Origin of the sequence: Jeotgalicoccus coquinae (assembly GCF_014207425.1) — a bacterium.
GTDB lineage: Bacteria > Bacillota > Bacilli > Staphylococcales > Salinicoccaceae > Jeotgalicoccus > Jeotgalicoccus coquinae.
Genome location: NZ_JACHFF010000006.1, coordinates 1 through 3,191 on the forward strand (window position 1 = coordinate 1; position 3,191 = coordinate 3,191).

5 protein-coding genes are annotated in these 3,191 nt (G+C 32.3%); 4 read left to right on the forward strand and 1 reads right to left on the reverse strand.

What is annotated here, in order from left to right:
• Both HNR41_RS11255 and mobV read left to right on the forward strand, forming a co-directional pair.
• On the forward strand, positions 1-608 hold a 608-nt coding region (locus HNR41_RS11255), incomplete at its 5' end, for a replication protein (protein WP_184284736.1).
• A 161-nt stretch (positions 609-769) separates the two neighbouring features.
• Positions 770-1,960 carry a MobV family relaxase gene (gene mobV / locus HNR41_RS11260; protein ID WP_184284738.1) on the forward strand — a complete coding sequence of 397 codons (1,191 nt, stop codon included), beginning with the start codon at positions 770-772 and terminating at the stop codon, positions 1,958-1,960.
• A gap of 185 nt (positions 1,961-2,145) precedes the next feature.
• On the opposite strand, the gene HNR41_RS11265 is transcribed toward mobV, so the two are convergent.
• Complete coding sequence (locus tag HNR41_RS11265) at positions 2,146-2,484, reverse strand: hypothetical protein (RefSeq protein ID WP_184284740.1); 339 nt, start codon at positions 2,482-2,484, stop codon at positions 2,146-2,148.
• A 328-nt stretch (positions 2,485-2,812) separates the two neighbouring features.
• On the opposite strand from HNR41_RS11265, the gene HNR41_RS11270 reads away from it, so the two are divergent.
• Entirely contained in the window at positions 2,813-2,974 is a 162-nt protein-coding gene (locus tag HNR41_RS11270; protein ID WP_184284742.1) for a CopG family transcriptional regulator, read from the forward strand.
• Positions 2,975-3,044: 70 nt separating this feature from the next.
• On the forward strand, positions 3,045-3,191 hold a 147-nt coding region (locus HNR41_RS11275), incomplete at its 3' end, for a Rep family protein (RefSeq protein WP_221432934.1).

Below are 3,191 nucleotides of genomic sequence, written 5' to 3' on the forward strand. Positions count from 1 at the left end.
TTCCGGAAGATTGGGAAACGAAGTTAGAATTGATGGGTGTGCCTATCGCAATTAGTCCACTTCATGATAGAGATTTAAGTGCAGTAGAAGGACAACAATTCAAAAAGGCTCATTACCATGTAATTTATGTGGCTAAAAATCCTGTAACTGCGGATAGTGTACGTAAGAGAATGCAAAGATCATTAGGTGAGAACAGTATTGCAAAAGTTCAAATTGTAAAATCGAGTATAGAAAATATGTACTTGTATTTAACTCATGAATCGAAAGATGCGGTAGCAAAAAATAAAGTGAAATATTCAAGAAAAGATATAAAATTATTGGGTAATTTTGATGTGGATAGATATATAACTCTTGATGTTGAAGATAAAGATGACATGTTGAATGATGTATGTGATTTAATCGACCAGTATGGTTTAGCTAATATAAGAGAATTAAGAAGATTTGTTAGATTACATGGTGCAGAACATGGTTTACCAAGTATGAAGATTATCAACTCTGTTTTACGTTCGCATACAGGATTAATTAGATTATATTTTGATGCAGTTTATCAAGAACGTAAATATGGAAGAAGTGACTTTGATAAGGAAACTGGTGAAATCAAATCGTAAATAGATTTGATGATTTAGGGTGGCTCGAGCCACCCTTTTTCGCACCAGCGAAAACTGGGTTTAAGCTGTCTGCAAGACCACACGAATTAACGACTTATGAAATAAGTCTAGTGTGTTAGACTTAATGTATGTTATTTAAGTGTTAAAGCTGGAGGTGTAGTATGTCTTATTCTATTTTGAGAGTTGAAAGAGTAAAGGGATCTGGAAATACAAAGGGACTTCAAAAGCATAATCAAAGAGAAAATAATAATTATAATAATAAGGATATTAGGCATGAAGATACGCATAAAAATTATGATTTAATTAACGAAAAAAATGTAGATTATAACAAATTAATTGCAGATAAAATTGATGCAAATTATACAGGTAATCGTAAAATTCGTGCGGATGCAATTCGTCATGTGGAAGGAATAATTACAAGTGATCAGAAATTCTTTAACGGATTAAATGAAAGAGAAATGAGTCAATTTTTTAAGGATAGTTTGGATTTTGTTAAACAGGAATATGGCGAAGAAAATGTATTATATGCCACTGTTCATTTGGATGAAAAAGTACCGCATATGCACTTTGGATTTGTTCCGCTGACAGAAGACGGTAGACTGTCTGCTAAAGAAAAATTAGGCAATAAAAAAGCAATGACTGAATTACAAGATAGATTTAATCAATATGTTAATACGAGAGGATATAACCTTGAACGTGGAACTGCGAAACAAGTATCTGAACGAGAGCATAAAGATATGGATAAATACAAAAAAGAAACAGAATATCATAAACGAGAATTACAAACGGTTAAAAGTGATCTTGAAAAATTGGATAGGCAATTAAACGCTCATATAAGCGATTTAAGGGTTTCTAGCGATTTTGAGTATGAGAATGAGGTAGAAGTCAAAAAGGGCTTATTTACGGCACGAGAAGAGCTGGAAACAGGACGTAAAGTTATTTCTGCTGAAGAATTCGAGCGAATACGACAAACTGTATCGTCTGCTCGTGATGTGCTTGATGATTATGAAAAAATTAGAGAAACTGATTTTTTCAAAGAAAATGAGGAATTAAAGAGTAAGAATATGAAGTATGCTGCGTTCAGTATTGAGATAGATAAAGAGAACAAGAAACTCAAAAAAGAGCATGAAGAATATAAGGAGTTATTTACTAAGTATCAAAAACTAACCAGAGGGCTTTATACAACGCTTAGAGATAGCTTTCAAGGCTTTGACAAGGTATATGACAATATCAGTAATAAACTTCAACAAAACGATAAGACGGCAGTTTTTGGGCAGTTTATGGACTTTGTGAAAGAGGAAGTGCGTGAACAAGAGCGAACAAAACAAAGAGATATTGATATTGAGAGGTAACGCCTGTTTATGCCGAGAAAACTTTTTGAATGGAAAAATGAAATGTGTTAGCTACTTTAGTAGCGAGTTGGGCAGGGGTTTGTTGGGATTAATCCCAACGAAACACCAACTCAACAACACATGGAATTGTTGGTTCCATTCATAAAAGGAAATTGGAATAAATGTAACGAATAATGAGATGAACACTAATCATTCAAATCATATTCATAAATAGGATTTATACATTTAAGTACAGACACAATTGCATTATTGTATCCTGACATTTTATCTATTTGTTTTTTATCCTTGAATTCCTCATTTTCTAACTGTTTGTACAGTCTATTTACTATCTTTAAGTACTTACTTAGAAATTCATTTTTATTCATTTCTTTGGCATCTGATAATAGCTCATTATAGGCCAATAATTCACCTTCATCATTATCTTTAAAGTCCTTTTCATCAAATATAGTATTTGTTTTTATGAAATGTATTTTAGCCTCGATAACATCTACTAATGTAAAATTAGTTAGTTTCTTATTATCCATTTAAATCTACTCCTATTGATCTACATAATGGTTCATTTTTTGTATTATTTTATTTAATAATATCATTATTCATAGTTGTTATAGGATTGGATTTATAGAGAAATATGAGGGGAGGGGGGACTACTACGACCCCCCTTTTAAGTGCCGAGTGCCAAATTCAAATAAAAATAGGTTTTGAACTTACTCCCACAAGGGTTTTAGGTATGCTACATTTGAGCGACATTTTGGCGAGTTTTTGAGCGACATTTTATTTTTTTAGCTAAAGTGTTGCACTTTGAACACAATAATGTTTAACTAGTAATCAAATAAAAGATTAAGGAGAGATTGTATGGTTGTTTCGGATAGAAAAAAGCGTGTGATGATTTCGTTGACCTTAGAACAAAGCGAAATATTGGAAAGAATAGCAAAGGAAAAAGGTTTTACGAAATCTGCAATTGTAGCTTTGTCATTAGAAGAATATTCAAGAAAGGAATTAGAGCAAAAAAAATAGCGAATTTCCTCTCCTGCTAAGATGGGGAAAATTCGCTAAATAGCTGTTCTAATAAGGTTATATTAACATTATGACTAAAGATAAAGCAAGATACTTCACTTTTTTATTGTACCCAGAATCTATTCCGGAAGATTGGGAAACGAAGTTAGAATTGATGGGTGTGCCTATCGCAATTAGTCCACTTCATGATAGAGATTTAAGTGCAGTAGAAGGACAA